This window comes from Aeromonas sp. R5-1, assembly GCF_040908265.1.
Taxonomy (GTDB): domain Bacteria; phylum Pseudomonadota; class Gammaproteobacteria; order Enterobacterales; family Aeromonadaceae; genus Aeromonas; species Aeromonas caviae.
Genome location: NZ_JBFODJ010000044.1, coordinates 15,278 through 40,334 on the forward strand (window position 1 = coordinate 15,278; position 25,057 = coordinate 40,334).

Here is a 25,057-nt window from a genome sequence, read left to right on the forward strand (position 1 = left end):
CCGAGGAGGCCTTGTGTCACCGGTCACCGGTTCGCCCAACAGATGAGTGCGGATATTGCCCTGCGAGCCGAGAAGGCCTTGTGCCAACGGCTCGCCCAACAGAAGGAGCGCGTCATGTGGCTAGCCGCCATGCAGTTGATTTCGGGTCGTACCTGGCAGGATAACCGGGAGCGGATCGCCGCCGAGTTGGCGAGTCTGCCCGGGGAGCGCCCCTTGCTGGTGCTGCTGCCGGAAAACTTCGCCCTCTTTGGCGAGCGGCAGGGGTATCTGGACGGGGCAGAGCCGTTGGGAAATGGCCCAATCCAGCAGCAACTCTCTGATTGGGCCAAATCCCACGGCATCTGGCTGGTGGCCGGGGCCATGCCCACCGCCATCGCCGGTGCCGACCACATCCACACCAGTACCCTGGTGTTCGATCCCGACGGCGAGCTCAAGGGGCACTACCACAAGATCCACCTGTTTGATGTGGATGTGGCGGACAATCACGGCCGCTACCGGGAGTCGGAGACCTTCAGCCCGGGTGATCAGCCTGTGCTGGTGGACTCCCCCTTTGGTCCCCTCGGCCTTTCTATCTGTTATGATCTGCGCTTTCCCGAGCTGTACCGCCAGTTGGCCCGGGCCGGTGCCCGGGTGCTGCTGGTGCCTGCCGCCTTTACCGCCGTCACCGGCGAGGCGCACTGGGAGCCCCTGCTGCGGGCCCGTGCCATCGAGAACCAGTGCTACGTGGTGGCCGCCAACCAGGGGGGCACCCACGAGACAGGGCGTCAGACCTGGGGCCACAGCATGGTGATCGACCCCTGGGGCCGGGTGCTGGCCTGTCGGGCGTCGGGGCAGGGCACTGTGCTGGCGCCGCTGGATGGGGCCCTGGTCGATGAATTGAAACGCACCATGCCGGTGCTGCAACACGCCCGCCTGTTGTGAGCCCGCGGCCGTGGATTTAACCGTTACGACATCTCGCATGAGAGTGGAGAGAAAGATTTGAGTCTATTGAGCCAGGTTAGTGCCTCCCTGTTGGCCCCGAACGATCTCGACGAAGGGCGGCTGCAACAGCTGCTCGGCAGCTTGATGAGCCATCAGGTGGAGTTCGGCGACCTCTATTTCCAGCGCAGCTGGCACGAGTCCTGGATGCTGGAGGACGGCATCGTCAAGGATGGCAGCTACAACATCGATCAGGGGGTGGGGGTGCGCGCCGTCAGCGGCGAGAAGACCGGTTTCGCCTACTCGGACGAGCTGAGCCTACTGGCGCTGCAACAGTCGGTGACTGCCGCTCGCGGCATCGCCGCCGCCGGTGCGCAGGGCAAGGTGAAGGCGTGGGCTCGCACCGAAGCAAACCTGCTCTACCCGGTGCTGGATCCCCTGCAGACCCTCGACAAGCAGCAGAAAATTGCCCTGCTGGAGCAGATGGACAAGTTCGCCAGAAGTCTGGATCCCGCCATCAATCAGGTGATGGCCTCCATCAGCGGGGTCTATGAAGAGATCCTGGTGGCCGCCACCGATGGCACCCTGGCCGCGGACGTGCGCCCCCTGGTGCGCCTCTCGGTGACCGTCATCGCCGAGAAGGGGGATCGCCGTGAGCGCGGCAGCGCGGGGGGCGGTGGCCGCTTCGGTTACGACCATTTCCTCGAGCTGGACGGGCTCGAGAGCCGGGCGTTTGGCTATGTGCGCGAAGCGGTGCGTCAGGCCCTGGTCAACCTGGAGGCCATCGACGCCCCGGCCGGCACCATGCCGGTGGTGCTCGGTGCCGGCTGGCCCGGTGTGCTGCTGCACGAGGCGGTGGGTCACGGTCTGGAAGGGGACTTCAACCGCAAGGGCTCCTCCGCCTTTGCCGGGCGCATCGGCGAGCAGGTGGCTTCCAAACACTGCACCATCGTCGATGACGGCACCCTGCCGGGTCGGCGCGGCTCTGTCTCCATCGACGACGAGGGGACGCCGGGGGGCTACAACGTGCTGATCGAGAACGGCATCCTCAAGGGTTACCTGCAGGACAAGCAGAACGCCCGCCTGATGGGGGTACCGCTCACCGGCAACGGCCGCCGCGAATCCTACGCCGCCCTGCCGATGCCGCGCATGACCAACACCTACATGTTGGCGGGTCAGTACGATCCAGCGGAGATCATCGCCTCGGTGAAGAAGGGCATTTACGCCCCCAACTTCGGTGGCGGTCAGGTGGACATCACCTCCGGCAAGTTCGTCTTCTCCGCCTCCGAGGCCTACCTCATCGAGGATGGCAGGATCACCGCGCCCATCAAGGGGGCGACCCTGATCGGCAACGGCCCCGAGGCGATGAGCCAGGTTTCCATGGTGGGCCGTGATCTCGCGCTGGATCGCGGGGTCGGGGTCTGCGGCAAGGAGGGGCAGAGCGTGCCGGTCGGCGTCGGCCAGCCCACCCTCAAGCTGGATCAGCTCACCGTGGGCGGCACCCAGTAAGGTCACACACCTTTGTAAACCCCGGCCCGGCGCCGGGGTTTTTATTGGAACGCGCAAGCAATAAAAAGCCCCAGCAGGCGCCGGGGCTGGGAAAGGGCTCGGGTCAGTTGACCGAAATGGCGCGGGCGTCGATGAAGAAGCGGGCGTGGCCGTGGTCATCCACCCTTATCTGGGCGAGCAGGCGATCCTTTCGCTTGAACTCCCATCCTGTCTTGAGCCGGGTCAGCGCGGGGCTGGCGGCACCGACCACATTCAGATACTCATGAAACAGGCTGTAGCTTCCAATCTCGGTCAGCATCTTTTCCATTTGCATATCTCCTCAAGTAATGGGCTCAGCACATGCCACGCTAGCGGCAACCTTCTGAACCCTGCCTGTACAAAAACCAGACTACCCCATCAAGATGAAGGCAATATGATCAGGCGCAAGATCAGGAGGGATTTGCACGAAAAATGACACCGTTTTCAATCAGGGCTGGCGCGGCACGGCGAGATGATCGAAGGCGGTGGATCCGGCATGGGACGGCAAGGCGGCAGCGGGTTGTTCCATCACCTGGCCATGGAAGACGGGATCCTGCGCCACCTCCTTGACGCCGTTGATGCAGAACTGCATACCCATGCACACCAGCAGGAAACCCATGATGCGTGTCATGGCGTCGATGCCGGTGGCACCCAGGATCTTGCACACGGGATCTGCCAGCTTGAGCACACCCCAGCTGATCAGGCTCATCAGGGCGAAGGCGGTGACCATGGCGGCATAGATGACGACGCGATCGGCCTCGGCCGGCAGCTCGGCGATCTGGGCCGCGCCGCTGATCACCAGCGCCATGGTGCCGGGTCCGCACATGCTGGGCATGGTGAGGGGCACGAAGGCGATATTCTGGTTGGCCTCGACCCCGGCAGACTGGTTCGGCGAGGGGAAGAGCATGCGAAAGCCGATGAAGGCGATAATGAGGCCACCGGCCAGGCGCAGGCCGGGAATGGAGATCCCGAACAGATCCAGGATGGAGGATCCGATGAAGAAGCTGACGCACAGGGTGGCGAACAGATAGAGGGCGGCCATGTTGATCTGGCGGCGGATGTGCTCGCGGGACATGCCCTTGCTCAGTCCCAGCAGCAGGGTGGCCGTGGTGGGCGGGTTGACCATGGGCAGCAGGGCCAGCAAGGCGAGAAAGATGACCTGGAAGAACATAGTGGACCTCGGGCAGGTGGACGGATTGGGGTGAGCTGGCAGGTCCGCAGCGGACCGCCACCCGGTCGATGATATCCGCAAAGAACAAGCCCCGACAGTGCGGGGCTTGCTTGGGAAGGATCAGGCGGCCTGCGGGGTGGCCTGGCGTTGGCCGCGCTGGCGCAGCCAGAGCCAGATGCCGAGCACGAAACCGAGGGCGGCCAGGCTGACCACATAGTGGGAGGGGGCCAGCACGTCCTCCTTCATCCAGAGGGTGACCAGCATGGGGGTGAGGCCGCCGAAGATGGCGTAGGCCACGTTGTAGGAGAACGACAGCCCGGAGAAGCGCACCACCGGCGGGAAGGCATTGACCATGACGTAGGGCACGGCGCCGACGATCCCCACCGCAAAGCCCGCCAGCATGTAGAGGGGCACCAGCTGATCCGTGCCGGCTGCCAGGCTGTGGTAGAAGGAGTAAGTGGCGCCGGCCAGCAGCAGGGAGCCCAGGATGAAGGTAGGGCCGCTGCCGATGGCATCGATCAGGCGACCATAGACGATGCAGCCCAGGGTGAGGGCGACGATGGCCAGGGAGTTGGCGGTCAGGGCATCGGCCGGGCTGATGCCGTGGACCTTCTGCAGATAGGTCGGGGTCATCAGGATCACCACTACGATGCCGGCGGAGAGCAGCCAGGTCAGCAGCATGGAGACGACGACGCTGCCCTTGTGTTCACGCAGTACCGTCTTGAGGGGCAGCTCCTCGGCCAGGGACTTGTTGGCCTGCATCTCGGCGAAGACCGGAGTCTCGTGCAGCCAGCGGCGCAGGTACATGGCGACGATGCCGAACACGCCGCCGAGCACGAAGGCCAGACGCCAGCCCCAGTCGCTCACATCCCCCGGGCTCATGCCACGGTTGATGGCGGTCGCCACCAGGGAGCCGAGCAGGATGCCGGCGGTCAGCCCCGCGGTGAGGGTGCCGCAGGCGACACCGACCCGGCGGGCGGGCACGTGTTCGGCCACGAAGACCCAGGCACCGGGGACTTCCCCGCCGATGGCGGCCCCTTGCAGGATCCGCAGCAGCAGCAACAGCAGGGGGGCGGCGATGCCGAGCACGGCGTAGGTGGGCAACAGGCCGATCAGCAGGGTCGGCAAGGCCATCAGGATGATGCTGAGGGTGAACATCCGCTTGCGGCCGATGAGATCGCCAAAGTGGGCCATGATGATGCCCCCCAGGGGGCGGGCCAGGTAGCCGGCGGCGAAGATGCCGAAGGTCTGGAACTGGCGCAGCCACTCGGGAATGTCGGCCGGGAAGAACAGCTCGCCGATGACCACGGCGAAGAAGACGAAGATGATGAAGTCGTAGAATTCGAGGGCGCCGCCCAGCGCCGCCAGGCTCAGGGTCTTGTAATCCTGTCGATTGAGGGGGCGACCGTGGTCGTGCGATGTGCTGACTTTACTCATATCCTTATGTTTCCCATCGTTTTTTTAGTTATTCTCCCCGGTGTGCTGCGGGGATACGCTCACCCACGAGGGTATGCTTTTGTGTCCCGCAATGTAAATCGCACAATTCGCAACACTGTCTTGCAGCACGGTGCGGCAAGTAGCTGGAGAGATCATGACGAAGAAAAAGGTACTGCTCTCCTGGAGCAGCGGAAAAGACAGCGCCTGGGCCTTGCATCGCCTGCGCCAGGATCCGGCCATCGAGGTGGTGGGGCTGTTCACCAGCCTCAACCAGGCGTTCGAGCGGGTGGCCATGCACGGGGTGCGCAAGCAGTTGCTGCTGGCACAGGCTGAGTGTGTGGGCTTGCCGCTGACCACCATCGACCTGCCCTGGCCCTGCAGTAACGAGGAGTATGGGCGCATCATGACGGGCTTCATCGCCGATGTGCAGGCCAAGGACATTTACCACATGGCGTTCGGGGATCTCTTTCTTGAGGATGTGCGCGCCTATCGGGAGCGGCAACTGGCGGGGACCGGCATCACGCCGCTCTTCCCGCTCTGGGGCAGCGACACGACCGAGCTGGCGCAGGCGATGATCGACGCCGGGCTCAAGGCCAGGGTCTGCACCCTGGATCCGGGCAAGCTGGACGCCGGGTTAGGTGGTCATGAATTCGGCTCGGCCTTCCTGGCTGCCCTGCCCGCCGGGGTGGATCCCTGCGGCGAGAACGGGGAGTTCCACACCCTGGCCTGGGACGGCCCCATGTTCCTGCATCCCTTGCCCATCCGGGTGGGGGAAACGGTGCTGCGGGACGGCTTCGTCTTCACCGATCTGCTGGCGGAGGATCCCGAATGAGGGAAGACCCCCTCGGGTGAGAAAGGAAAGGGGCCGGTTCCGTGAGGAATCGGCCCCTTTGCGTTTGTCCCCTTCAGCGGGCGGCGAAGGTGTCGCAACTGGCGGGCTTGCCGCTGTCAAAACCGCGTTTGAACCAGGCGAGGCGCTGGGCCGAGGTACCGTGGGTGAAGCTGTCGGGAACGACCCGGCCCTGACCCTGCTGCTGCAACCTGTCGTCGCCGATGGCCTGGGCGGCATTGAGCGCCTCTTCCAGATCGCCACGCTCCAGCACCTGCTCTTTTTCCATGTAGTGGCCCCAGACCCCGGCGAAGCAGTCCGCCTGCAGTTCGAGCTTGACCGACAACCGGTTCTGGGCAACCTGGCTCAGCCCCTGTTGCTGCTGGCGCACCTTGGTGGAGATACCGAGCAGGTTCTGCACGTGGTGGCCCACCTCGTGGGCGATCACATAGCCCTGGGCGAAGTCGCCGTCGGCCCCCAGCTTGTCGCGCATGTCCTGATAGAAGGAGAGATCGATGTAGACGGTGCTGTCGGCCGGACAGTAGAAGGGCCCCATCACCGACTGCCCCTGGCCGCAGCCGGTGCGGGTCGCACCGCGATAGAGCACCAGTCTGGGGGCCTGATAGTGGTTGCCGCTTTGCTGGAACATCTCACCCCAGGCGTCCTCCGTGGAGGCGAGCATCACCGAGGTGAAGCGGGCGAGGGGATCGTTGGCAGCCTGGGACGAGTTCTGACGCTGGGGCTGGCTCTGCGGGGCCGGATCCTGCAGCAGGGGGCCGAGGTCCACGCCGTAGTACCCCGCCACCATGACCACCACCAGCAGGATCAGACGCCCCTTGCCACCGATGGGCAGGCCGCCGCCCCCGTTGCCGCCGCCTTGTTGGCGTCGGTCTTCCACATTGTTGCTCTCACGGCGATCTTGCCAGCGCATATCCCCATACTCCCGTCATTGGTGGTGGCGGTAATGATAATGGCTGGCGCCGGGGCTTGCCTAATCGGCCCGGGTCATTCGGCCCAGGGCATCTCGGGCAGGCTGTCGAGGAACTCGCCGTAACGGACGAGGTTGAAGGGGCCCTGTTCGGCCTCCATAGCCATGAGTTCGGCGCCCAGGGCGCAGGCGATGTATTGCAGCGCCTCTTCCCGCGGGGTGCCCTTCATCACCAGGCGCATCAGGGTGGCTTTCACCTGGAGGGGGTGGCCCTCGGCGAGCTGGTTCTCCACCATCTCCAGCAGTGTCTCTTCATCAAAAAATTCGGGGGTATCGGTCATGGCCGTTCTCCTGCCTGTTCCATGGGGTGGGCAGTATAGCGGGGACGCGGCTCCCGGGGGCGAAAATATCGTCCGGGACTTGCCAAGGGGGCGGGGCGGGAGCAGTCTTGGACACTCTCTCTGCCGAACGAGCCCATGCCATGATCCTCTCCGAGCACCTGGAACTGCGCGAACTGACCGTTGTCGATGCCCCCTTCATTCTCGAACTGCTCAACGATGGTGATTTTCACCGCTACATCGGCGATCGCGGGGTGCGTACCCTGGCGGATGCCGAAAACTACATCCAGCAGGGGCCTGCGGTCAGCTATGCCCGCCACGGTCACGGACTCTATCTGGTGGTGCGGCGGGAAGACGGGGCCAGGCTCGGCATCTGCGGTCTGATCAAGCGCGATACCCTGCCCTGTGAAGACATCGGCTATGCTTTCCTGCCCGCTTGGCGCGGCCTGGGCTATGCCATCGAAGCCGCGCGGGCGGCCATGGCAGATGGCCGCGAACGGCTCGGCATCGAGCGGGTGGTCGCCATCGTCACTCCGGGCAATGAGCGCTCGGTCCGGTTACTCGCCAAGCTGGGGCTGAGTCAGGGCAAACGGGTCAGGTTGGGGGCCGGCGAGGAGGAGTGCCTGCTGCTGGAGGCGCCGGACAAGGAGACTTGCGGGGTCTAGCCACCGCTCTGGGAGCGGGGCCATGCAGACTATGACGTCAGGCAAGGAGGCCGCCGTGAGTTGCGGCCTGTCTGCATCGGGCGCTGCCTGGGTAGGCAAAGTCAGTTGAGCTCTTCGATGGAGAACTCGCCGGCGATACCATCACAGGAGATGGCGAAGCCGCCGCTGAAGCGGGTGCTGAACTGGATCAGGAACGCATCGTCGTCGTGCTCTTGCACGGGCAGGTTGATGGGTTTGCTGCGACGCAGGGGTTTGCGTATCTGTACGTGTTTCATCATGGTATTTCTCTATATAAATTAAGTGTTTGCTCCTTGTATTGGCAAATGTCAGGTCAATGGGCGCGGTCAGCACGATGGCGGACGAGCGCGCAGGAATACCCAGCCCGGTTCAGGGGCGTCTGCACTTTCAAGGAAGGCGCCAAGGACCATGCGGATGCATGATGCTACTTGGGAGTGGGCAGATCGGGTCTGCACCGTGAGAGCCGGGCAACGCAGGCAGACAGCCTGAACGGTTCTCAAGGCGAGTAAATCAGAAGAAGGTTATGCGGGTACTGGCAGGATTCATCGTGAGGTGAAGCATTGCGAACATAATCAGGGCTGATTAACTAGCCGGCGCGCATTCTCTCCTCGAAATGTGTAAAAAGCAAACACTAATTGTGCGTTCACCCAGTCATTCCCTGTTTTTCACTGCCACGGGGATGGCAAAAGGGCTCCCGAGGGAGCCCTTTTCATTGCCGGTCAGGGACGGGCTCAGGCGTTGCCACAGGCCTTCTTGGCGGCGGTGATCATGGGGGTAATGGTCATGCCCTGTACCACGATGGAGAACATCACCACCGAGTAGGTCATCACCAGGATCACCTGGCGCAGATCGACGTTGTGCTCCGGGATCATCATGACACCGGATGGCAGTGCCAGGGCCATGGCCATGGCCAGGCCGCCACGCAGGCCGCCCCAGGTGAGGATGCGCACCGAGAAGGTGTTGTAGCTGCGGAACTTGCGGAACGCCACATAGGGCAGGGAGACGCTGATGAAGCGGGCAGCCAGGCAGAGCGGCACCGCGATGACCAGCAGGATCCAGTCGCGCCAGTCGAGGTCCAGCAGCACCAGTGCCAGACCGATCAGCAGGAACAGCAGGGCGTTGAGGAACTGATCCATCAACTCCCAGAAGTGATCCAGGTGGTGCTGGCTCTGCTCGGAGAAGCCGGAATGACGGGTCCAGTTGCCGATCATGATGCCGGTCACCACCATGGCCAGGGCGCCGGAGACGCCGATCATGTTGGCGAAGGCGAAGCCCGCGGTCGGGATGCAGAGGGTCAGCAGCAGCTCCAGGGAGCCGTCGTCGGTGGCGCTGATCATCACGTGGGCGATGAGACCCAGCACGGCCCCGAACAGGATGCCGCCGAGAGCCTCATGCAGGAACAGACCGGCCACGCTGCCGAAGGTGGGCTCCACGCCGCCAAAGGCCACGGCAAACACGGTGGCGAAGATGACCAGACCGACACCGTCGTTGAACAGGGATTCCCCCTCGATCTGGATGGCGATCTGGGGTGGCGCCTTCATCTTTTTGACGATGGCCAGTACGGCGATGGGGTCGGTGGGGGAGATCAGGGCACCGAACAACATGCAGTAGACCAGTGGCACATCCCAGCCCAGCAGCTTGGCGATGAACCAGAAGCCGTAGCCGATGAGGAAGGTGGAGAGCAGGGTGGCGGCTATGGCCAGAATGGTGATTTCCCACTTCTGGCTACGCAACGCCTTGAGGTTGATGCCAAGCCCGCCGGCGAACAGCAGGAAGCCCAGGATCCCCTTCAACAGGAAGTTCTGGAAGTCGATGCTCTCCATGGTCTTGATGGCGAGAGGCTCCAGATTGAACCAACCCAGTTTGCCAAACAGCACCAGCAGCGCGGAGATCAGCATGGAGCCCGCAGTGATGGCGATGGTGGTCTGGATCTTCACAACATACTGGTTGGCAAAGGCGATGAAGATCGCCAACGCTGCCAGGAAGCAGAGTGTGTAGTAGACGCTCATAGTTATTTTTCTCTTTGGTAAACAGCAAGCACGTATCCCTCTTGAGGACGGGCATAGGGTACTCCCGGGTTAGATCATGCTCATTACCTATTTATGGTTATATTTAATCGTTGTCATGGACAGATAGACGGCTAGATTTCCATTTAATTTGATTGCTGCTAGGATGGGCATCACGCAGTTGCATGGATGTAAGGGGTACGAGCGGTGTCGAGCAGAGAGTCGAACAAGAAAGCGGATGTCACAACCAGGCTGGAAGCCTGTCTCAAGGAGCGGATCCTGATCATCGACGGGGCCATGGGCACCATGATCCAGGGTTACAAACTCGGTGAGGCGGACTATCGGGGGGAGCGGTTTGCCGACTGGCATACCGACATCAAGGGCAACAACGACCTGCTGGTGTTGAGCCGTCCCGCCGTCATTCGCGAGATCCACGACCAGTATTGTGCCGCCGGGGCCGACATCCTCGAGACCAACACCTTCAACGCCACCCGCATCGCCATGGCGGACTACGAGATGGAAGCGCTCTCGGCCGAGATAAACCGGGAGGCAGCCCGCCTGGCCCGCGCCGTGGCGGACGAGTGGACGGCCAAAGACCCAGCCAAGCCGCGCTTTGTGGCAGGGGTTCTGGGTCCCACCAACCGTACCGCCTCCATCTCGCCGGACGTGAACGACCCGGGCAAGCGCAACGTCACCTATGACGAGCTGGTGGCCGCCTACACCGAATCGACCCACGCCCTCATCGAGGGCGGTGCCGACATCATCCTGATCGAGACCATCTTCGACACCCTCAACGCCAAGGCGGCCGCCTTCGCGGTGGACCTGGTGTTCGAGGAGCTGGGTTACAGCCTGCCGGTGATGATCTCCGGCACCATCACGGACGCCTCCGGTCGTACTCTCTCGGGCCAGACCACCGAGGCCTTCTACCACTCCCTTCGCCACGTCAAACCGGTCTCCTTCGGCCTCAACTGTGCGCTGGGGCCGGACGAGCTGCGCCAATACGTGGAGGAGCTGTCCCGCATCAGCGAGACCCATGTCAGCGCCCACCCCAACGCCGGTCTGCCCAATGCGTTTGGCGAGTACGATCTGGACGCGGTCGAGATGGCGGAGCATATCCGCGAGTGGGCCCAAAGCGGCTTCCTCAACCTGGTGGGCGGCTGCTGCGGCACCACCCCGACCCACATCCGCGCCATGGCGGACGCCGTGGCGGGCATCACACCCCGCGCCCTGCCGGATCTGCCGGTGGCCTGTCGGTTGTCGGGCCTGGAGCCTCTCATCATCACGGCGGACTCCATGTTCGTGAACGTGGGTGAGCGGACCAACGTCACCGGCTCGGCCAAGTTCAAGCGCTTGATAAAAGAAGGGCTCTACGACGAGGCCCTGGATGTGGCCAAGCAGCAGGTGGAAAACGGCGCCCAGATCATCGACATCAACATGGATGAGGGGATGCTGGACGCCGAGGCGGCCATGGTGCGCTTCCTGAACCTCATCGCCGGGGAACCGGACATCGCCCGGGTGCCGGTGATGATCGACTCCTCCAAGTGGGAGGTGCTGGAGGCGGGCCTCAAGTGCGTGCAGGGCAAGCCGGTGGTCAACTCCATCTCCATGAAGGAGGGGGAGGACAAATTCATCGAGCAGGCGAAACTGCTGCGCCGCTACGGCGCCGCCGTCATCGTCATGGCGTTCGACGAGGTGGGCCAGGCCGATACCCGGGCCCGCAAGTTCGAGATCTGCCAGCGCGCCTACCGCATTCTGGTGGACCGCGTCGGCTTCCCGCCGGAAGACATCATCTTCGACCCCAACATCTTCGCGGTGGCGACCGGCATCGACGAGCACAACAACTACGCGGTGGACTTCATCGAGGCGGTGAAGGACATCAAAACGCACCTGCCCCACGCCATGATCTCCGGCGGCGTCTCCAACGTCTCCTTCTCCTTCCGTGGCAACGAGCCGGTGCGCGAAGCCATCCACGCTGTCTTCCTCTACCACGCCATCAGGAACGGCATGGACATGGGGATCGTCAACGCGGGCCAGCTTGCCATCTACGAAGACATCCCGAGCGATCTAAAAGAGAAGGTCGAGGCGGTGGTGCTGAACCTCAACGACAACGCCACCGAGGCGCTGCTGGCCATCGCAGAGAAGTATCGCGGCGCGGGTGCCCAGGCGGAGGATCCGCGGGATCAGGAGTGGCGCAGCTGGCCGGTGGGCAAGCGGCTCGAACACGCCCTGGTCAAGGGGATCACTGATTTCATCGAGGAGGATACCGAGGAGGCGCGCGCCCAGGCCGAGAAGCCGCTGCACGTCATCGAGGGGCCGCTGATGGATGGCATGAACGTGGTGGGCGATTTGTTCGGCGCCGGCAAGATGTTCCTGCCCCAGGTGGTGAAGTCGGCCCGGGTGATGAAGCGGGCGGTGGCCTACCTGCAACCCTACATCGAGGCGGAGAAGTCCGGCGGCTCCAGCAACGGCAAAATCGTGCTGGCCACCGTCAAGGGTGACGTGCACGACATCGGCAAGAACATCGTCGGGGTGGTGCTCCAGTGCAACAACTTCGAGATCGTGGATCTCGGGGTCATGGTCTCCTGCGAGACCATCCTCAAGACGGCCCGGGAAGTGAACGCCGACATCATCGGCCTGTCGGGCCTCATCACTCCGTCCCTGGACGAGATGGTGCACGTAGCAAAGGAGATGGAGCGTCAGGGGTTCAAGCTGCCGCTGCTCATCGGCGGTGCCACCACTTCCAAGGCCCACACCGCGGTGAAGATAGAGCAGAACTACTCCGAGCCCGTGGTCTATGTCTCCAACGCCTCCCGCGCCGTGGGGGTGGCCCAGAGCCTGCTGAGCCCGGAGCTCAAGCCCGCCTTCGTCGCCCGCATCGACAAGGAGTACGAGATTGCACGGGATCAGCATGCCCGCAAGCAGCCGCGCTCCAAGCCGGTCAGCCTGGCCCATGCCCGGGCCAACCGCCATCAGCTGGACTGGGTGGGCTATGAGCCCCCGGCGCCCCGGGAGCCCGGCGTGCAGACCTTCGAAAACGTGCCCATCTCGGTGCTGCGCCCCTACATCGACTGGACGCCGTTTTTCCTCAGCTGGGAGCTGGCGGGCAAGTTCCCCCGCATTCTGGAGGATGAAGTCGTGGGGGAGGAGGCGACGCGCCTCTACGCCGACGCCAACGCCATGCTGGACCAGCTGGAGAAGGATCAGAGCGTGCGCTGCGCCGGCATCGTCGGCCTGTTCCCCGCCAACGCCGTGGGGGACAGCATCGAGGTCTACACCGACGAGTCCCGCACTGAAGTGAAAAAAGTGCTGCACCACCTGCGCCAGCAGAGCGAGAAGCAGGGCTTCCCCAACTACTGTCTGGCGGACTATGTGGCGCCGAAAGAGAGCGGCAAGCCCGACTGGATCGGCGCCTTCGCGGTGACCGGCGGCATCGGCGAGGAGGCCATCGCCAAGGCCTACAAGGCGGACCACGACGACTACAACGCCATTCTCATCCAGGCGGTGTGCGATCGCCTCGCCGAGGCCTTTGCCGAATACCTCCACGAGCAGGTGCGCAAGGTGCACTGGGGCTATGCCCCGGACGAGGCGCTCAGCAACGAAGAGCTTATTCGTGAAAATTACCAGGGGATACGTCCGGCGCCGGGCTACCCGGCCTGCCCGGAGCACACCGAGAAGGGGAGCATCTGGGAGCTGCTGGACGTGGAGCAGGCCATCGGCATGCAGCTCACCGAGTCCTACGCCATGTGGCCGGGGGCGGCGGTATCCGGCTGGTACTTCTCCCACCCCGAGAGCAAATATTTCGCCGTGGCCCAGATCCAGCAGGATCAGGTGGAAGACTACGCCATGCGCAAGGGGATGACCCTGGCAGAGGCCGAACGCTGGCTGGGGCCCAACCTGCATTGATCCCCGTCTGCCCCGCCTCACGCGGTGCGGGGCAGACGCCGGGTACGCACGCCATATCGAGGTTGCCATGAAGATTGGATTTGTCGGTCTGGGGGCCGTGGTGCAGACAGCCTATCTGCCTGCACTCGCCGCACTGGCGGAAAATCCCAAGATATGGGGTTTTGATCCCGCCATCACCCTGCCCGGCGTCATGTCCGCCCCGACCCTGGAAGCCCTGCTGGCCGAACCCCTGGATCGGCTGGTGATCGCCACGCCTTCCCTGCTGCATCTGCCCGTGCTGGAACAGGCACTGGCCAGCGCCATTCCCCTCATCCTGGTGGAGAAACCCGTGGTGGCCACCTTGGCCCAGCACGATCGTCTGCACGCCCTGCTGGCGGACCCCGAGGTCGCGGCCAGGGTGCTGGCGCTGGATCACTGGATGGCCCGCAATGCCGTCCAGCAGTTGCTGCTGAGCGGCAAACTGGATGAAGGCTGGCAGCCTCGGGAACCAGAGGGCGCCGGGGTCGGACTGGCCACCCTCGCCGATATCAGCGCGGTGGAGGGCTTTTTGCTGGAACCCTGCGGCCTGGACGAGGCAGGGCATCCCTATGCCCTCAACTTCGCCACCGGGGAGCCGGATAGGCGGGTCCTGCGCCATCCAGACGGAGTGATCCTCGACATCGGCACCCATCTGCTGGCGATGGTCCGGGAACTGCTGGTGGCCCTGGGTGGGGACGACCGCCTGCACCTGATCGCGGAGGGCGTCTGCGACCGGCTGGGGCAGCCCATCCGGCGCGGGGATCTGGAGACCGCCGAGGGGCGAGCCTGCCTGCGTGGCGAGGCGGCAGGGGTGCCCCTGACCCTCTGGCTCGACAAGTATGCCGGTCCCGGGGTGGAGAAGAAGGGGCTTTGCCTGCACTTCAAAGACGGGCGGCGCATCGAGCTGCTTCGCTGCGGCAACCTGGAGTGGTTGCACCATCACGACGTCGACGGGATGCGGGGCTGGCAACATGAGGGGCCCCTCTATCGCCACTGCATCGCCCAGACTCTGCTGGCCCCCGTGCCTTTGGGAGGCTGGGTCGGCACCACGGCGCGCCGTTTGCAGGAGGTCGCCCTGCTGCTTGAGTTGCAACAAGGGCTGCGCGGCCCCCATTGACGTCGTTGTGCGCCATCCGGCATGAGGGCTGGTGGCTGGCGCCGTCTTGCAGAACGGTCCCTGGCTTTGGTCCGTTCTTGAGTGCGGCACTCTCGGTTTTTGCCTGTTCTTGCAGAACCGCGCATGGTGAGGGGAAAGGATTGGCGTTGCCAGTCGTTCATGGCACCTTATACTCTCCAGTCCGATTATCAGGTCTGCCATTTCCATGAATATTGCCATTTTATCCCGTGAGCCCAACAACTACTCCACCCGCCGTCTGGTCGAGGTGGCCCGGGCCCGTGGGCATCAGGTCGAGGTGCTCGACACCCTGCGCTGCTACATGAACATCGCCTCCCACAGCCCCTCCATCCATTACGAAGGACGGGAGCTGGAGAGCTATGACGCAGTGATCCCGCGCATCGGTGCCAGCATCACCTTCTATGGCACCGCCGTGCTGCGCCAGTTCGAGATGATGAGCACCATGGCTCTCAACAGCTCGGTGGCCATCTCCCGCTCCCGGGACAAGCTGCGCGCCATGCAGCTGCTCTCCCGTCACGGCATCGGCCTGCCGGTGACCGGCTATGCCCACAGCACCCACGACGTACCGGATCTCATCACCATGGTGGGGGGCGCCCCCCTGGTGGTGAAGTTGCTGGAGGGCACCCAGGGGATTGGCGTGGTGCTGTGCGAGACCCAGAAGGCCGCCGAGAGCGTCATCGAGGCCTTTATCCAGACCAACAACAACATCCTGGTGCAGGAGTACATCCGCGAGGCCAACGGCGCCGATATCCGCTGCCTGGTGGTCAACGGCAAGGTGGTGGCCGCCATGCGCCGCCAGGCCCAGCCGGGGGAGTTTCGCTCCAACCTGCACCGGGGCGGCACCGCCGAAGCCATCAAGATCACGCCGGAAGAGCGTGCCACCGCCGTGCAGGCCGCCAAGATCATGGGGCTGGACGTGGCCGGGGTGGATATTCTGCGTAGCGCCCGCGGCCCGCTGGTGCTGGAGGTGAACTCCTCCCCCGGCCTGCAGGGGGTGGAAGCTGCCTCCGGTAAGGACGTGGCGGGCAAGATCATCGAGTTCCTCGAGCTCAAGGCGAGCCGCAAGCACAAGCCGGCGGAATGAGTCCCAAACGAGTGTCAGACAGGTAAACACAGGGCGCCCTCGGGCGCCTTGTTGCTATCTGGCGGGTGGGCTGGAAGGCAGCGGGCTTGCCGGGAAGTGTCTCCCTTCTCCCGTTGTGTTGAACAGCCGGGGAGAAGGGCCGGGGATGAGGGGGCTATGCCGCCCCGGGGGCGCCGGGGATCATCACCAGCCGGGCGCTGAAGACCCCATCCACCAGGTGGGTCTCAATCTGCCAGCCCAGCTTCTCGCAGATGCGCTGGATGATGGTGAGGCCGCAGCCGTAGCCGAGGATCTGATCCGGCGCGGCGGCGGTGGGGTTGCTGATGGTGAGCACCTGCTCGTGCAGGGTGATCTCGATGTGCCCCTCGGCGTAGCTCAGGGCGTTTTTCAAGAGGTTGCCGAGGGCGATGGCGAGCAGGGAGAGGGGGGCATGCACCTTGCTCTCCTCGTCCAGTTGCAGGCGAATGTCCAGCGTCTCCCGTTGCAGCAGGGGGGCGAGGCGGGTCAGCTCCCGGCGAATGAGCGGCGCCACCTGCTGGGGCGGGCGCTCCACGGCCTCCTTGCGTCCCAGCAGCAGGAAGGTTTCGGTGAGCAGGGCCATCTCGTCGGCGGCGGCGCGGATGCGGCTGACGGCGCGGGCTGCCGGGGCGGGCAGGTCATTCACCTTGCCGAGCAGGGCCGCGGATCCCTGGATCACCATGTTGGGGGTGCGCAGCTCGTGGCTGGCAAAGCGGCTGAACTCCTGTTCACGGGCAAACACGGCGGCCACCTCGTGCTTGCCCGCCAGCAGCGCCTGCTCTATCTCTCTCAGCTCCTGCCAGGGGGCATCGGGCACGAAGTCCCCCTGATCCGGGGTGAGGTGGGCGACCCGCTGGCGCAGCCGCTCCAGCGGCCTGGTGATGTGACGCACCAGCCAGATGCCGAAGGCGAGGCTCCCCAGCAGCAGGGCCAGGCCGATGAGGCGGGTCACCAGATGCAGCTTGGCTTCGTAAGGGTCGAGGTAGTCGTCCGCATCGTCGTTGAACACCAGATAGAGCAGCCCCTGACCCGAGGGGTGGGCGCGTACCAGGAAGTGCTTGTCTTCCCGGCCCAGCTGATGCTCGAAGAAGCCGGGGCTCTGGTAGGCCTTGAGCCAGGCGGGCAGGCGGCCCGCCTCTGTCCAGTAGCTGGAGAACTGGCGCGGGCTGGGGGCGGGGGCCGCCATCCCGAGGCGCAACCAGTCGTCGTCATAGCGGGTTGCCTCCGCCTCCAGCCAGTGGCGCAGGCTCAGCTCCTCCATCTTGTTCTCGGCCACCACCATCAGCAGGCTCAGGATCACCAGCAGCAGCAGACCGGCCCCTCCCAGCGCCAGCACCAGGCGCCGGCGCAGGCTCGGCAGGCCGGAGGCAAGGGGCGGCGTCGGGTTCGTCATGGGGTCACCAGCCGGTAGCCCTGGCCGTGCAGGGTCTCCAGCATGGGGGTGGGGAAGGGCTTGTCGAGGGCGCTGCGCAGGGCATAGATGTGGCTGCGCAGGGCGTCGGAGTCGGGCTCCTCGTCGCCCCAGACGGTGTCGAGCACCTCCTGGCGCGTCACCAGCTGGGGCGCGCGCTTCACCAGCAGGGTGAGGATCTGGAACGGGATCTTGCCGAGTTTGAGCTCCACCCCGGCGCGGGTGGCGCGGCCGCTGGCGGGATCCACCGTCAGATCGCCAAAGCAGAGCACGCCCATGTCCCCTCTGGGGCCACGCAGGCTGAGGGCCTCCAGGCGCACCTCCAGCTCCTCCATGGCGAACGGCTTGACCAGATAGTCGTCGCCCCCCGCCCGAAAGCCTGCCAGCTTGTCCTCCAGGCTGTCACGGGCGGTGAGAAAGAGCACCGGGGTCGCGATGCCGTCCGCACGCAGCCGCTCCACGGTACGCAGGCCGTCGAGGCGCGGCATCATGACGTCCATGATGATGACGTCGAAGCGCTCCTGGGCCAGCAGTTGCAGCGCGGCCTGGCCATGATAGGCGCAGTCCACCCTGTGCCCGGCCAGCGCCAGATAGTCCATGATGGTCTCCGCCACCTGGGGACTGTCTTCCACCACCAGTATTTTCATGCTCTGATCTCCTGGTCTGTGCCGCTATTTCACGGCCATTTCACACCGGATGGGTCATCCTGTGTGCCAGTGTAACCCCGAGGATCCCCGATGAAGAAGTCTCTCCGCGCCTTCTGGTTATTGATTCTATTGCCTTTTGGTCTGGTGCAGGCGGCCGAGTTCAAGCTCACGGGCCGCACCACCTGGCAGCTTGGCCAGTTGATGGTCAACGGCATTCCCTTCGTGATCGATGAGCGCACCCGCTTCAAGGATGGCCTGGATGAGGATGATCTCGGTGGGACCTGGGTCGATCTGGAAGGGGTCGTGCAGGAGACGGCGGCAGGGGCGCGGCGGCTCGTTCGCGAGGTGGAGGCGCTGGAAGAGGAGGACGAGATGGAACTGGAAGGGCCGGTGGAAGGGGGACGGATCTGGGGTTATGTCACCTCGGATGGGAGCCTCTCCCCGTTCGAGGGACGCTGGCTGGAGCTGGAGTGCAAGTTTGACGGCATGCGCCTGAGCCAGTGCCGGGAGGATGACTGACCGGTCAGGGAGGACCGGGAAAAATTGCCCGTCCGGGGCCATAGTTAAACCTCACCCCGTGACCCCGGACCGCCTGCCATGACCCGAACCGCACTCTGCCTGCTGCTGTTGCCCTTCTGCACCCTTGCCGACGACGCCGAGCTCTGGCTGGTGGAGCTGGAGCACAACGACGGGGTGCGCCTGCAATTCCAGGGGGCTGAGCTGGAGCTCGGCAGTGCCGAACTGCACGGCGTGGCGCAGCCGGACGGGCTCGTGCCCGGTATGCACCTCGCGATCCAGAGCCGCTACGGCGTCGCCGAGACGATCCGGGTGCTCGACGGGGCGCCGGATCCGGCGCTCGGGGCCAGCTGGCGGCGGGCGGAGGATCGACTGCTCACCCATAATCAGCAGGCATTGCTGCTACAGGATCTCGGTGTGCTGGTGTTTGATGCTGACACTCGCTGGATCAACGGCAGCGCCGCCGATCTGCAACCGGGTCGCCGCCTGGTGCTGAGCCGGGATGAAGAGGGCCGCCTCACCGATATCCTCATTCCTGACCCCGAGGATCCCCTCGACGCCGAAGAGTGAGACCTCTCTCCCTTTCCCCTTGTTAATGGCTTGTACTTTAAATTTCCCCACTTATACTGGCGCACATCTTGTCGGAGTGCTGACCGTCGAACGACGCTAAGCTGAGACCGTTAATTCGGGATCCGTGGAACCTGATCAGGTTAAGACCTGCGAAGGGAAACAAGGGTAACTTGCGGGTTACCGCGCCGGGGAAGGCACACCTTCCCGCCAGCCAGAGGCAGACCGCCTCTGGCTGGCACAGGCGCACAGGGGGAGGTTGTCCCGTCCGGTTGTCCTTAGGGCGCCGGGTTTCCAGACTAGGGAAACACCGGGACGGCAGAGCAGGGAAGATCCATGCCCGGCTCACTCCCCCCAGCACACCCCGCCGCAAGTTCATCTTCTCCTCGAACTCCAGACAAGCAAACACCCATAACTTCAACCAGTTAATGTGAGTTTTGCTATGTCTACCAATGTTTCTGATACCACCAAATCCAGCCGCCGCGAGCAGCGCTCCAGCGCCCAGACCTTTATCGACAACCTGAAGGGGATGGCTCACCCCAATTCCCGCCGTATCTTTATCCAGGGTTCTCGCCCCGACATCCGTGTGCCTCTGCGGGAGATCCAGTTGGCCGACACCTTCGTCGGCGGCACCAAGGAGGCTCCCCAGTTCGAGCCCAACGAGCCGGTGCCGGTTTACGATACCTCGGGCCCCTATGGGGAAGAGGCCGCCCCCATCGACGTGCGCCGCGGTCTGCCGCGCCTGCGCGAAGCCTGGGTGCTGGAGCGTGCTGACACCGACGCGCTGGACGGGCTGAGCTCCACCTTCACTCAGGAGCGGCTGGCGGACGAGGGGCTGGATCACCTGCGTTTCGAACATTTGCCGAGCGCCCGCCGCGCCAAGCCGGGCCGCCGGGTCACCCAGCTGCACTATGCCCGCCAAGGCATCGTCACCCCCGAGATGGAATTTATCGCCATCCGCGAGAACATGGGCCGCGAGCGAGTGCGCTCCGAGCTCCTGCGCACCCAGCATCCGGGTCAGGGCTTTGGCGCCAGACTGCCCCAGAACATCACCCCCGAGTTCGTGCGCGATGAAGTGGCCGCCGGTCGCGCCATCATCCCCAGCAACATCAACCACCCGGAAGCGGAGCCCATGATCATCGGCCGCAACTTCCTGGTGAAGATCAACGCCAACATCGGCAACTCGGCGGTCACCTCCAGCATCGAAGAGGAGGTGGAGAAGCTGGTCTGGTCCACCCGCTGGGGCGCCGACACCGTGATGGATCTCTCCACCGGCCGTTACATCCACGAGACCCGCGAGTGGATCCTGCGCAACAGCCCGGTGCCCATCGGTACCGTGCCCATCTATCAGGCGCTGGAGAAGACCAACGGCATCGCCGAAGACCTCACCTGGGAGCTGTTCCGCGATACCCTGCTGGAGCAGGCCGAGCAGGGGGTGGACTACTTCACCATCCACGCCGGCGTCTTGCTGCGCTTCGTGCCCATGACTGCCAAGCGCCTCACCGGCATCGTTTCGCGCGGTGGCAGCATCATGGCCAAGTGGTGCCTGTCGCACCACAAGGAGAACTTCCTCTACGAGCACTTCCGCGAGATCTGCGAGATCTGCGCCGCCTACGACGTGAGCTTGTCGCTGGGTGACGGTCTGCGTCCGGGCTCCGTCTATGACGCCAACGACGAGGCCCAGTTCGCCGAGCTGCGCACCCTGGGCGAGCTCACCAAAATTGCCTGGGAATACGACGTGCAGGTGATGATCGAGGGGCCCGGCCACGTACCCATGCACATGATCGAGCGCAACATGACCGAGCAGCTGGAGCACTGCCACGAGGCGCCCTTCTATACCCTGGGCCCGCTCACCACCGACATTGCCCCGGGGTACGATCACTTCACCTCCGGCATCGGCGCCGCGCTCATCGGCTGGTACGGCTGCGCCATGCTCTGCTACGTGACTCCCAAGGAACACCTGGGCCTGCCCAACAAGGAGGACGTGAAGCAGGGGCTCATTACCTACAAGATCGCCGCCCACGCGGCTGACCTTGCCAAGGGCCACCCGGGCGCCCAGATCCGCGACAACGCCATGTCCAAGGCGCGCTTCGAGTTCCGCTGGGAGGATCAATTCAACCTGGCCCTGGATCCCGACACCGCCCGCGCCTACCACGACGAGACCCTGCCTCAGGAGTCCGGCAAAGTGGCCCACTTCTGCTCCATGTGCGGGCCCAAGTTCTGCTCCATGAAGATCACCCAGGACGTGCGCGATTATGCGGCGAAACTGGAAGCCGTGGAGATCAAGCTGGTCGGCATGGACGGCCAGCAGGAGCGGGTGGTGGCCGAGGTGGAGAGCGGCATGGCCCGCATGGCGGAAACCTTCAAGGAGACCGGCGGCGAGATCTACCATCAGGCGGCGACCCTGAAGCAGGCCGCAGGGGAGGAGGCGTGAGCAGCGAGCGCGGGGCTGTCAGCCCCGCCGACCTGTCGCCTGTGACGCAGGCCCGCCCCGTGGTCTGGACCATCGCCGGGTCCGACTCCGGCGGCGGGGCCGGCATTCAGGCCGACTTGCACACGATGCATGACCTCGGCGTGCACGGCTGCTCGGTCATCTCTGCCATCACCGCCCAGAACTCGGTGGCGGTGAAGATGGTCGACCCCGTGCTGATGCAGACCTTCGCCGCCCAGATCGATGCCCTGGGGCTGGATCTGCCACCCGCCGCCATCAAGATCGGCCTGCTGCCGACCCGGCTGCATGTGGAGGTGCTGGCACGCAGGTTGTCGACCGTCGAGGCTCCCTTCGTGGTCTACGACCCGGTGGCCATCGCCAGCACCGGCACCCCCATGGCGGAGCCCGGCATGCTGGTGGCGGTGCGCGAGCACCTGCTGCCCCGTTTGTCCCTCATCACCCCCAACGGTCCCGAGCTGGAAGCCCTGACCGGCCTGCCCGCCACCAGTCCCGAGCTGGTGCGCCTCGCCGCCCGGCGGCTGCGCGAACTCGGCGCTCGCGCCGTGCTGGTCAAGGGGGGCCACCTTGAATGGGGCGGGGATCTCTGCCTCGACTACTACCAGGACGAGAGCTGCGAATTCTGGCTCGCCGCGCCGCGCCTCGATACCCGCCACGGTCACGGCACCGGTTGCGCTTACGCCAGCGCCATCGCCGCCGTGGTGGCGCAGGACTATCCGGTGGAGGACGCCATCACCCTGGCGCGGGCCTACCTGCAACAGGGCTTGGCGGCGGCGCAAGGGGTGGGCGCAGGCCCGGGGCCCATCGCCCATCTCGGCTGGCCTGCCGATCTTGCCCACTTCCCCCGTGCCGTGCTGGCGGGCTCACCGCTCGATCGCCGCTTTGGATTGTATGAAGCGAGCAGCGCCCGTCTGCCGCAGGGCCCCTTCGCGCCGACCGAACACAACCTCGGCCTCTATCCGGTGGTGGACTCGGTCAAGTGGCTCAAACGCCTGCTGGGGGCCGGGGTCAAGACCATCCAGCTGCGGATCAAGAATCTGCCCGCCACAGAGGTGGCGCCGGCCATTCGTGATGCGGTAGCGCTCGGTCGCCGCCATGGGGCGCGGCTCTTTATCAACGACTACTGGCAGCAGGCCATCGAGGCGGGTGCCTGGGGCGTGCACCTGGGGCAGGAGGATATGGAGACCGCCGATCTCGCCGCCATTCAGGCGGCCGGGCTGCGCCTTGGCATCTCCACCCACGGCTACTTCGAGCTGATGCGGGCCCGCGAGCTGGCCCCCTCCTATATCGCGCTCGGCCATATCTTCCCGACCAACACCAAGGCGATGCCTTCGCGCCCCCAGGGGCTGGCGCGGCTGCACCACTACCGCGCCCTGATGGCGCAGTGGCCCACGGTGGCCATCGGCGGCATCAGCGAGGAGCGGGTGGCGGCGGTCAAGGCAAGCGGGGTCGGCAGCATTGCGCTGGTCTCGGCCATCACGGCAAGCGATGACTGGCAGGGGGCGACCGAGCGGCTGCTCGCCGCCGTGGGGGCGGGGGATGAACCGCGCTCGGCCTGCGTGATACGGGAGGCAGAACATGCGCTCTGATGCCGCTTCTCTTAGTGACAAAGAGTATCTGCGATACGGCCGCCAGCTGATGCTGGCGGAAGTGGGGGAAGCCGGTCAGGCACGGCTCAAGGATAAATCCGTGCTGATCGTGGGCCTCGGCGGGCTCGGCTCGCCGCTCGCCCTCTATCTGGCCGGGGCCGGGGTGGGCACTTTGTGGCTGGCCGATGGCGATACGGTGGACTCCAGCAATCTGCCGCGCCAGATCCTGTTCGATAGCGAGGCGGTCAACCACTCCAAGGCGGAGCTGGCCCGCGAGCGCTTGGCCGCCCACAACCCGCTGGTGGAGCTGATTGCCATCAATCAGCGACTCGATGCCGCCAGCCTGCCGGAGTTTGTGACCGAGGTGGATCTGGTGATCGACTGCTGCGACAACCTCGCCACCCGCCAGGCCATCAACGCCGCCTGCGTGGCCCAGGGCAAGCCCTGGGTCTGTGCCGCCGCAGTGGGCTGGCAGGGGCAGCTGATGGTGCGCACCAGCAGCGATCACGCCTGCTACGCCTGCCTTTATCCGTTGGATACCAAGGTGAGCCAGAGCTGCGAGACCAGCGGTGTCACCGGCCCGCTGGTCGGGGTGATGGGCTCTTTGCAGGCGCTGGAGGCACTGAAAATGCTGCTCGGGATGCCGAGCCCGGTGGCGGGCACATTGCGCCGCTTCGATGCGTTGACCCATCAGTGGCAGACCCTCACGCTGGCTCCCGACCCCGATTGCCCGGTCTGCGGCAGCACCCACGCGGCCCTGGAGAATTAACCATGAAGATCCGATTGAACGATATCGAGCTGACGCTGCCCACCGGCCAGCGCCTGACTGAGCTGCTGGCGGTGCAGGAGATTTCCCCTCAGGGGGTAGCGGTGGCCCTCAACGGTGCCGTGCTGCCCCGTGGCCGCTGGGCCGAGACCCGTCTCAATGACGGGGACGAACTCCACCTCTTCACCGCCATCGCGGGAGGCTGATCCATGATGCTCGCAGTCCCATCTTCGCGCGCTCTGCCTTGCGGCGGGGCCTCATCTCTTCTTATCGCAGTGGCCGGAGGCTGACATGCTCAAGATTGCCGATCACACCTTCTCTTCGCGCCTCTTCACCGGCACCGGCAAGTTTGCCCGCCCGGAACTGATGGCCGCCGCCATCGAGGCAAGTGGCTCCCAGCTGGTGACCATGGCCATCAAGCGGCTCGAACCGGGCAAGGCCCACGACGATATCCTCACGCCCCTTCGGCAACTCGGGGTCAAGCTGCTGCCCAACACCTCGGGGGCCAAGACCGCCGCCGAGGCGGTATTTGCCGCCCACCTCGCCCGCGAGGCGCTGGGGACGAACTGGCTCAAGCTCGAGATCCACCCCGATCCGCGCTACCTGCTGCCCGATCCCATCGAGACGCTGAAAGCCGCCGAGCAGCTGGTGAAAGAGGGCTTTGTGGTGCTGCCCTACTGCGGCGCCGACCCCGTGCTGTGCAAACGGCTCGAAGAGGTGGGCTGCGCCGCCGTGATGCCGCTCGGTGCGCCCATCGGTTCCAATCAGGGGCTGGTGACCCGGGAGTTTCTCTCCATCATCGTCGAGCAGGCCAATGTGCCGGTCGTGGTGGATGCGGGGATCGGTGCGCCGAGCCACGCCGCCGCCGCCTTTGAGCTCGGCGCCGATGCCGTGCTGGTCAACACCGCCATCGCGGTGAGCGGCGACCCGATCGCCATGGGCCGCGCCTTTGCGCTGGCCTGCACCGCCGGGCGCAGTGCCTATGAAGCCGGTCTCGGCGCCCGCGCCCTGCAGGCGCAAGCCTCCAGCCCGCTTACCGATTTTCTGGGGGCGTTATGAGTCAGCATGCCAATGACCCCACCCCGACCCTCCCCTTGCCAGGGGAGGGAGTGTCGAC

The 25,057-nt window shown here is 64.9% G+C and carries 23 protein-coding genes and 1 riboswitch; of the genes, 14 read left to right on the forward strand and 9 right to left on the reverse strand.

From position 1 onward, the window contains the following. Nucleotides 1–114 precede the first annotated feature (114 nt). A complete protein-coding gene (locus AB5Y64_RS05590; RefSeq protein ID WP_043154366.1) occupies nucleotides 115–921 on the forward strand; it encodes a carbon-nitrogen hydrolase family protein in 807 nt (268 codons plus the stop codon). Between the two features lie 57 nt (nucleotides 922–978). Beyond that, the gene (tldD, locus tag AB5Y64_RS05595; protein ID WP_171864984.1) at nucleotides 979–2,427 is read left to right on the forward strand and encodes a metalloprotease TldD; all 1,449 of its coding nucleotides are present in this window, start codon (nucleotides 979–981) and stop codon (nucleotides 2,425–2,427) included. Between the two features lie 103 nt (nucleotides 2,428–2,530). Here the strand turns inward: tldD and AB5Y64_RS05600 are convergent, their stop codons facing one another. The 3 genes from AB5Y64_RS05600 to AB5Y64_RS05610 all read right to left on the reverse strand — a co-directional run bounded on the left by AB5Y64_RS05600 (nucleotide 2,531) and on the right by AB5Y64_RS05610 (nucleotide 5,053). After that, complete coding sequence (locus tag AB5Y64_RS05600; protein WP_161469777.1) at nucleotides 2,531–2,734, reverse strand: hypothetical protein; 204 nt, start codon at nucleotides 2,732–2,734, stop codon at nucleotides 2,531–2,533. Between the two features lie 159 nt (nucleotides 2,735–2,893). Beyond that, on the reverse strand, nucleotides 2,894–3,616 hold the full coding sequence (locus AB5Y64_RS05605; RefSeq protein ID WP_045522936.1) for a MarC family NAAT transporter: 723 nt from the start codon (nucleotides 3,614–3,616) through the stop codon (nucleotides 2,894–2,896). Nucleotides 3,617–3,736: 120 nt separating this feature from the next. Continuing rightward, the gene (locus AB5Y64_RS05610; RefSeq protein WP_171864981.1) at nucleotides 3,737–5,053 is read right to left on the reverse strand and encodes an MFS transporter; all 1,317 of its coding nucleotides are present in this window, start codon (nucleotides 5,051–5,053) and stop codon (nucleotides 3,737–3,739) included. A gap of 154 nt (nucleotides 5,054–5,207) precedes the next feature. Between AB5Y64_RS05610 and AB5Y64_RS05615 the strand changes: the two genes are divergently transcribed. Then, on the forward strand, nucleotides 5,208–5,885 hold the full coding sequence (locus tag AB5Y64_RS05615) for an adenine nucleotide alpha hydrolase (RefSeq protein WP_279961789.1): 678 nt from the start codon (nucleotides 5,208–5,210) through the stop codon (nucleotides 5,883–5,885). Between the two features lie 73 nt (nucleotides 5,886–5,958). Here AB5Y64_RS05615 and AB5Y64_RS05620 read toward each other — a convergent pair whose 3' ends face one another. Together AB5Y64_RS05620 and AB5Y64_RS05625 are read right to left on the reverse strand one after the other, a co-directional pair. After that, complete coding sequence (locus AB5Y64_RS05620; RefSeq protein WP_042015333.1) at nucleotides 5,959–6,813, reverse strand: neutral zinc metallopeptidase; 855 nt, start codon at nucleotides 6,811–6,813, stop codon at nucleotides 5,959–5,961. Between the two features lie 74 nt (nucleotides 6,814–6,887). Continuing rightward, nucleotides 6,888–7,151: a hypothetical protein gene (locus AB5Y64_RS05625; protein WP_104455135.1), complete on the reverse strand. Its 264-nt coding sequence runs from the start codon at nucleotides 7,149–7,151 to the stop codon at nucleotides 6,888–6,890. A 140-nt stretch (nucleotides 7,152–7,291) separates the two neighbouring features. On the opposite strand from AB5Y64_RS05625, the gene AB5Y64_RS05630 reads away from it, so the two are divergent. Beyond that, nucleotides 7,292–7,813, forward strand: a complete 522-nt coding sequence (locus tag AB5Y64_RS05630; RefSeq protein WP_201872588.1) for a GNAT family N-acetyltransferase — start codon at nucleotides 7,292–7,294, stop codon at nucleotides 7,811–7,813. A gap of 101 nt (nucleotides 7,814–7,914) precedes the next feature. On the opposite strand, the gene AB5Y64_RS05635 is transcribed toward AB5Y64_RS05630, so the two are convergent. Together AB5Y64_RS05635 and AB5Y64_RS05640 are read right to left on the reverse strand one after the other, a co-directional pair. Next, complete coding sequence (locus AB5Y64_RS05635) at nucleotides 7,915–8,091, reverse strand: hypothetical protein (protein WP_010672653.1); 177 nt, start codon at nucleotides 8,089–8,091, stop codon at nucleotides 7,915–7,917. Between the two features lie 471 nt (nucleotides 8,092–8,562). Next, nucleotides 8,563–9,840 carry a sodium:proton antiporter gene (locus AB5Y64_RS05640; protein WP_111896493.1) on the reverse strand — a complete coding sequence of 426 codons (1,278 nt, stop codon included), beginning with the start codon at nucleotides 9,838–9,840 and terminating at the stop codon, nucleotides 8,563–8,565. A gap of 204 nt (nucleotides 9,841–10,044) precedes the next feature. On the opposite strand from AB5Y64_RS05640, the gene metH reads away from it, so the two are divergent. The 3 genes from metH to rimK all read left to right on the forward strand — a co-directional run bounded on the left by metH (nucleotide 10,045) and on the right by rimK (nucleotide 15,977). Beyond that, nucleotides 10,045–13,740 (forward strand): methionine synthase, encoded by a 3,696-nt coding sequence (gene metH / locus AB5Y64_RS05645; protein ID WP_368203431.1) that lies wholly within the window; start codon nucleotides 10,045–10,047, stop codon nucleotides 13,738–13,740. 67 nt (nucleotides 13,741–13,807) lie between these two features. After that, the gene (locus tag AB5Y64_RS05650) at nucleotides 13,808–14,875 is read left to right on the forward strand and encodes a Gfo/Idh/MocA family oxidoreductase (RefSeq protein WP_368203433.1); all 1,068 of its coding nucleotides are present in this window, start codon (nucleotides 13,808–13,810) and stop codon (nucleotides 14,873–14,875) included. A 205-nt stretch (nucleotides 14,876–15,080) separates the two neighbouring features. Then, on the forward strand, nucleotides 15,081–15,977 hold the full coding sequence (rimK, locus tag AB5Y64_RS05655; protein WP_010672657.1) for a 30S ribosomal protein S6--L-glutamate ligase: 897 nt from the start codon (nucleotides 15,081–15,083) through the stop codon (nucleotides 15,975–15,977). Nucleotides 15,978–16,131: 154 nt separating this feature from the next. On the opposite strand, the gene AB5Y64_RS05660 is transcribed toward rimK, so the two are convergent. Both AB5Y64_RS05660 and AB5Y64_RS05665 read right to left on the reverse strand, forming a co-directional pair. Then, a complete protein-coding gene (locus tag AB5Y64_RS05660; RefSeq protein ID WP_368203435.1) occupies nucleotides 16,132–17,388 on the reverse strand; it encodes a sensor histidine kinase in 1,257 nt (418 codons plus the stop codon). After that, nucleotides 17,385–18,053, reverse strand: a complete 669-nt coding sequence (locus AB5Y64_RS05665) for a response regulator transcription factor (RefSeq protein WP_010672659.1) — start codon at nucleotides 18,051–18,053, stop codon at nucleotides 17,385–17,387. The genes AB5Y64_RS05660 and AB5Y64_RS05665 overlap by 4 nt, the downstream gene beginning before the upstream one ends. Nucleotides 18,054–18,143: 90 nt before the next feature. On the opposite strand from AB5Y64_RS05665, the gene AB5Y64_RS05670 reads away from it, so the two are divergent. From AB5Y64_RS05670 to AB5Y64_RS05700, 7 genes are all read left to right on the forward strand, one after another. Next, complete coding sequence (locus AB5Y64_RS05670) at nucleotides 18,144–18,572, forward strand: hypothetical protein (protein WP_039040447.1); 429 nt, start codon at nucleotides 18,144–18,146, stop codon at nucleotides 18,570–18,572. Between the two features lie 78 nt (nucleotides 18,573–18,650). Further along, entirely contained in the window at nucleotides 18,651–19,139 is a 489-nt protein-coding gene (locus tag AB5Y64_RS05675; RefSeq protein WP_039040448.1) for a hypothetical protein, read from the forward strand. 62 nt (nucleotides 19,140–19,201) lie between these two features. Next, a riboswitch (TPP riboswitch) is annotated at nucleotides 19,202–19,315 on the forward strand. Nucleotides 19,316–19,578: 263 nt separating this feature from the next. Then, nucleotides 19,579–21,570: a phosphomethylpyrimidine synthase ThiC gene (thiC, locus tag AB5Y64_RS05680; protein WP_069785503.1), complete on the forward strand. Its 1,992-nt coding sequence runs from the start codon at nucleotides 19,579–19,581 to the stop codon at nucleotides 21,568–21,570. Then, nucleotides 21,567–23,174 (forward strand): thiamine phosphate synthase, encoded by a 1,608-nt coding sequence (thiE, locus tag AB5Y64_RS05685; RefSeq protein ID WP_103244132.1) that lies wholly within the window; start codon nucleotides 21,567–21,569, stop codon nucleotides 23,172–23,174. Before thiC ends, thiE begins: the two co-directional genes overlap by 4 nt. After that, a complete protein-coding gene (locus AB5Y64_RS05690; protein ID WP_103244133.1) occupies nucleotides 23,164–23,943 on the forward strand; it encodes a HesA/MoeB/ThiF family protein in 780 nt (259 codons plus the stop codon). Before thiE ends, AB5Y64_RS05690 begins: the two co-directional genes overlap by 11 nt. A gap of 2 nt (nucleotides 23,944–23,945) precedes the next feature. Next, entirely contained in the window at nucleotides 23,946–24,146 is a 201-nt protein-coding gene (gene thiS, locus AB5Y64_RS05695; protein WP_010672666.1) for a sulfur carrier protein ThiS, read from the forward strand. A gap of 85 nt (nucleotides 24,147–24,231) precedes the next feature. Then, nucleotides 24,232–24,999, forward strand: coding sequence for a thiazole synthase (locus AB5Y64_RS05700; protein WP_052815867.1), 768 nt, complete (start codon nucleotides 24,232–24,234; stop codon nucleotides 24,997–24,999). The last annotated feature ends 58 nt before the right edge of the window (nucleotides 25,000–25,057 follow it).

Bases quoted from the DNA above. Each gene is read 5' to 3' on its own strand.
- AB5Y64_RS05590 (WP_043154366.1), top strand. From the start codon at position 115: ATGTGGCTAGCCGCCATGCAGTTGATTTCGGGTCGTACCTGGCAGGAT.
- AB5Y64_RS05600 (WP_161469777.1), bottom strand. From the start codon at position 2,734: ATGGAAAAGATGCTGACCGAGATTGGAAGCTACAGCCTGTTTCATGAG.
- AB5Y64_RS05605 (WP_045522936.1), bottom strand. From the start codon at position 3,616: ATGTTCTTCCAGGTCATCTTTCTCGCCTTGCTGGCCCTGCTGCCCATG.
- AB5Y64_RS05610 (WP_171864981.1), bottom strand. From the start codon at position 5,053: ATGAGTAAAGTCAGCACATCGCACGACCACGGTCGCCCCCTCAATCGA.
- AB5Y64_RS05615 (WP_279961789.1), top strand. From the start codon at position 5,208: ATGACGAAGAAAAAGGTACTGCTCTCCTGGAGCAGCGGAAAAGACAGC.
- AB5Y64_RS05620 (WP_042015333.1), bottom strand. From the start codon at position 6,813: ATGCGCTGGCAAGATCGCCGTGAGAGCAACAATGTGGAAGACCGACGC.
- AB5Y64_RS05625 (WP_104455135.1), bottom strand. From the start codon at position 7,151: ATGACCGATACCCCCGAATTTTTTGATGAAGAGACACTGCTGGAGATG.
- AB5Y64_RS05630 (WP_201872588.1), top strand. From the start codon at position 7,292: ATGATCCTCTCCGAGCACCTGGAACTGCGCGAACTGACCGTTGTCGAT.
- AB5Y64_RS05635 (WP_010672653.1), bottom strand. From the start codon at position 8,091: ATGATGAAACACGTACAGATACGCAAACCCCTGCGTCGCAGCAAACCC.
- AB5Y64_RS05640 (WP_111896493.1), bottom strand. From the start codon at position 9,840: ATGAGCGTCTACTACACACTCTGCTTCCTGGCAGCGTTGGCGATCTTC.
- AB5Y64_RS05650 (WP_368203433.1), top strand. From the start codon at position 13,808: ATGAAGATTGGATTTGTCGGTCTGGGGGCCGTGGTGCAGACAGCCTAT.
- rimK (WP_010672657.1), top strand. From the start codon at position 15,081: ATGAATATTGCCATTTTATCCCGTGAGCCCAACAACTACTCCACCCGC.
- AB5Y64_RS05660 (WP_368203435.1), bottom strand. From the start codon at position 17,388: ATGACGAACCCGACGCCGCCCCTTGCCTCCGGCCTGCCGAGCCTGCGC.
- AB5Y64_RS05665 (WP_010672659.1), bottom strand. From the start codon at position 18,053: ATGAAAATACTGGTGGTGGAAGACAGTCCCCAGGTGGCGGAGACCATC.
- AB5Y64_RS05670 (WP_039040447.1), top strand. From the start codon at position 18,144: ATGAAGAAGTCTCTCCGCGCCTTCTGGTTATTGATTCTATTGCCTTTT.
- AB5Y64_RS05675 (WP_039040448.1), top strand. From the start codon at position 18,651: ATGACCCGAACCGCACTCTGCCTGCTGCTGTTGCCCTTCTGCACCCTT.
- thiC (WP_069785503.1), top strand. From the start codon at position 19,579: ATGTCTACCAATGTTTCTGATACCACCAAATCCAGCCGCCGCGAGCAG.
- AB5Y64_RS05690 (WP_103244133.1), top strand. From the start codon at position 23,164: ATGCGCTCTGATGCCGCTTCTCTTAGTGACAAAGAGTATCTGCGATAC.
- thiS (WP_010672666.1), top strand. From the start codon at position 23,946: ATGAAGATCCGATTGAACGATATCGAGCTGACGCTGCCCACCGGCCAG.
- AB5Y64_RS05700 (WP_052815867.1), top strand. From the start codon at position 24,232: ATGCTCAAGATTGCCGATCACACCTTCTCTTCGCGCCTCTTCACCGGC.